General features: G+C 67.8%; 5 protein-coding genes. 3 read left to right on the top strand and 2 right to left on the bottom strand.

Annotation, left to right across the window (positions count from 1 at the left end; translation table 11 throughout):
* Positions 1-537: hypothetical protein (locus tag ACFYWL_RS30960; protein WP_386980307.1), on the top strand; the 537-nt coding region annotated here is incomplete at its 5' end.
* Between the two features lie 116 nt (positions 538-653).
* Positions 654-941 carry a hypothetical protein gene (locus ACFYWL_RS30955; RefSeq protein WP_386980304.1) on the top strand — a complete coding sequence of 96 codons (288 nt, stop codon included), beginning with the start codon at positions 654-656 and terminating at the stop codon, positions 939-941.
* Between the two features lie 17 nt (positions 942-958).
* Here ACFYWL_RS30955 and ACFYWL_RS30950 read toward each other — a convergent pair whose 3' ends face one another.
* Together ACFYWL_RS30950 and ACFYWL_RS30945 are read right to left on the bottom strand one after the other, a co-directional pair.
* The gene (locus tag ACFYWL_RS30950) at positions 959-1,846 is read right to left on the bottom strand and encodes an IS3 family transposase (RefSeq protein ID WP_386980300.1); all 888 of its coding nucleotides are present in this window, start codon (positions 1,844-1,846) and stop codon (positions 959-961) included.
* Positions 1,843-2,142 carry a transposase gene (locus ACFYWL_RS30945; RefSeq protein WP_386980297.1) on the bottom strand — a complete coding sequence of 100 codons (300 nt, stop codon included), beginning with the start codon at positions 2,140-2,142 and terminating at the stop codon, positions 1,843-1,845. Before ACFYWL_RS30945 ends, ACFYWL_RS30950 begins: the two co-directional genes overlap by 4 nt.
* A 3-nt stretch (positions 2,143-2,145) precedes the next feature.
* Here ACFYWL_RS30945 and ACFYWL_RS30940 point away from each other — a divergent pair.
* A partial coding sequence (locus ACFYWL_RS30940; RefSeq protein WP_386980294.1) for a hypothetical protein occupies positions 2,146-2,590 on the top strand: 445 nt, incomplete at its 3' end.

The following is a 2,590-nucleotide window of genomic DNA, read 5'->3' as shown; positions in this document are numbered from 1 at the left end:
CATGACGCGCGCAATCTGCTGAAATCGCGTAAGAGGTTCGCGTCTTTTGCGTACATCGCAGAGCAGTACGGGTACGAGTACAGCGGTCTCTCCTCGCTGTCTCCCAGTGGAAGCCCCAACCCCTACTTCGCCTTCCGCCGCATGCCGGATGCGGCGGAGCGCGCCATGCGCACCGCGGAGCAGCACCCGGATGCACTCAACGGCGGACGGCTGCCCGGCATGCATCCGGGCGGCGATCGCCTGACACCGCTTCCAGAGGCCCAGCACGCGGTCGGTCTGCTCCACGCACGCATCGAGGTCGACTACAGCGGCACCCAGAAGAAGCGCGGCCTCATCCAGCTCCTGATCATGCCGTTGGCGCTGCTCATCCCGCTGTCCCAGTTCGGGTTCACCCCCACATCGGTGATGGTGTGCGCCGGCGCCTGGCTGTTCGCAGCAGGTCTGTGGGCACTGGGCGTGACCCTGGCCCGTCGCCGCTACGCAAGGCACAGCGACATGCTCGAACAGGCCGGCATCCCCTGGCCGCCGAGCCGGTAGCCCCGTGTGATGTCCGTCAGTGCCTGACGGGCTCCATGCCTGATTGATCTGACGTGTATCTCGAAGCCGACGTAGAGGCTGGTCACTGGTCCAGCCCATGGGCCTAGGCTTCGCCAGTGACGACACCGAACCGCATCCATCTGTGCCTCGACGGCCGTTCGTACACCGTCGCTGTCGACGGACGCGACGTGAGCGAGCACGTCGCTGCTGTGGACCTGCACGCCGCCCCTCACGATGTGCCTCATGTCGTGTTGCACCTGCACCCGACTGAGTCATGGCCAGCTGAACTCGACCTCCTCGCCCGGGTGAAGATCGGTACGCCTCCCGACCCGCCACACACTCCCAAGACAAGCGGCACCAGCCGCGCCCGCCCTTCGACACGCCCCATTGAAGTTTCCCCGTGATCTTGGACACTCGATGGTTATGCCGCGAGGGCGTGTTGATGCCGCTGTCTGGTCTCGGCCGGGGTGAGGTAGCCGAAGGTCTTGTGTTTGCGCAGGCGGCGGCGGTTGTAGAAGGTCTCGATGAAGGTGAAGACCTCGGCGCGGGCGGTGGCTCGGTCGGGCCAGGTCCGGGTGCCGATCTCCTCCTTGAGCAGGGCCCAGAAACTCTCCGCGGCGGCGTTGTCGAAGCATGATCCGGTGCGCCCGCAACTTTGCCGCATCCCCAACTCTCGTATTCGGGCCCGGAATTGGGCGGAGGTGTACTCGCTGCCGCGGTCACTGTGGATCACGCAGTCGGGCTCCAGGCCGCCGCGGCCGTGGGCCATGTCGAGGGCGTCCACGACGAGTTCGGCGCGGTGGTGGTCGGCCATGGCGTAGCCGACGACCTCGCGGGTGGCCAGGTCGAGCCAGCAGGCGAGGTAGAGCCAGCCCTCGGCGGTGGGCAGGTAGGTGATGTCGCCGACCAGCTTGATCCCGGGCCGCTCGGCGTGGAAGTCGCGGCCGATCAGGTCCGGGGCCGGCTTCGCCTTCTTGTCCGGCCGGGTCAGCGAGTGGTTCTTGCGCCGGGTGACGCCCCGGATGTCGCGCTCGCGCATCACGCGGGCGACGCGCTTGCGGTTCACCCGCCGCCCCAGACGCCGCAGTTCGGCGTGGATGCGCGGGACACCGTAGGTGCGGCGGGAGGCGATGTGCACCACGGTGATCTCGTGGGCGAGCGCGTCGTCGGCGGCCAGTCGGGCTTGGCGGGCCGCCTCGCCCTCGCGCCACGCGTAGTAGGAGGAGCGGGCCACGTGCAGCACCCGGCACAACAACGTGATCGGGTAGTTTGCCTTCTCCGTGTGGATGAACCGGTAGAGCTCGCTCACCGGTCGTTCTCCTTCACGAAGAAGGCGGTCGCTTTTTTCAGGATCTCGATCGTCTGCTGCTGTTCGCGGTTCTCCCGCCGCAGCCGCCGCAGTTCCTCACGCTCGGCGCTGGTCAGCTCGCCGCCCGGGCCCTCGCCCCGGTCGGCCTTGGCCTTGCGGTACCAGCCGCGCAGGGACTCGGAGCTGATGCCGAGTTCCCGGGCCACGGCGGTGACCGTCTTGCCCGAGGAGTCGACGAGCGCGATCGCGTCCCGCTTGAACTCCTCGGTGTACCGCTTCGTGTACTTGCTTCCCACCTGGTGCTACTTCCTCTGGAACCTCAGGTCCCAGTCTCCAGGTGTCCACGATCAAGGGGAAGCCTCAACCTCGGCTTCAACCCGGCCGGCGCCCCGAGCGAACCGTGGGGCCTGGGCTGGTACAACAACCCCGCCAACCCGCTCTACCCGCCGCACCGGCTGCCGTTCCTGGACACCAGCCTCAACCCGGATGCCAACCACGACGCGGCACACCCGCAGGACTGGCCCTACGAGGAGAAGGTGATGGGCTGGGCCGCCTGGTCCATCGACGCCGGCTACTCCTACGCCACCTCCGGACGGCAGGACTGGCCCGGCGAGTCCGGGTTCGCCTCGGCCGGCTTCCGCCCCGCCTGGTGGGTCAATGACCTCCAGCGCAGTGACGTCAGCCCACCGCTGGACGCCTTCTGCAACGCCGCGAACGACTGCGACCCCGACAACCCGCCCGAGT

Source organism: Micromonospora sp. NPDC002575 (genome assembly GCF_042889525.1).
Classification (GTDB): domain Bacteria; phylum Actinomycetota; class Actinomycetes; order Mycobacteriales; family Micromonosporaceae; genus Micromonospora; species Micromonospora carbonacea.
The sequence above is the reverse complement of the archived record's forward strand: the minus strand, read 5'-3'. Positions and strand labels throughout refer to the sequence as shown.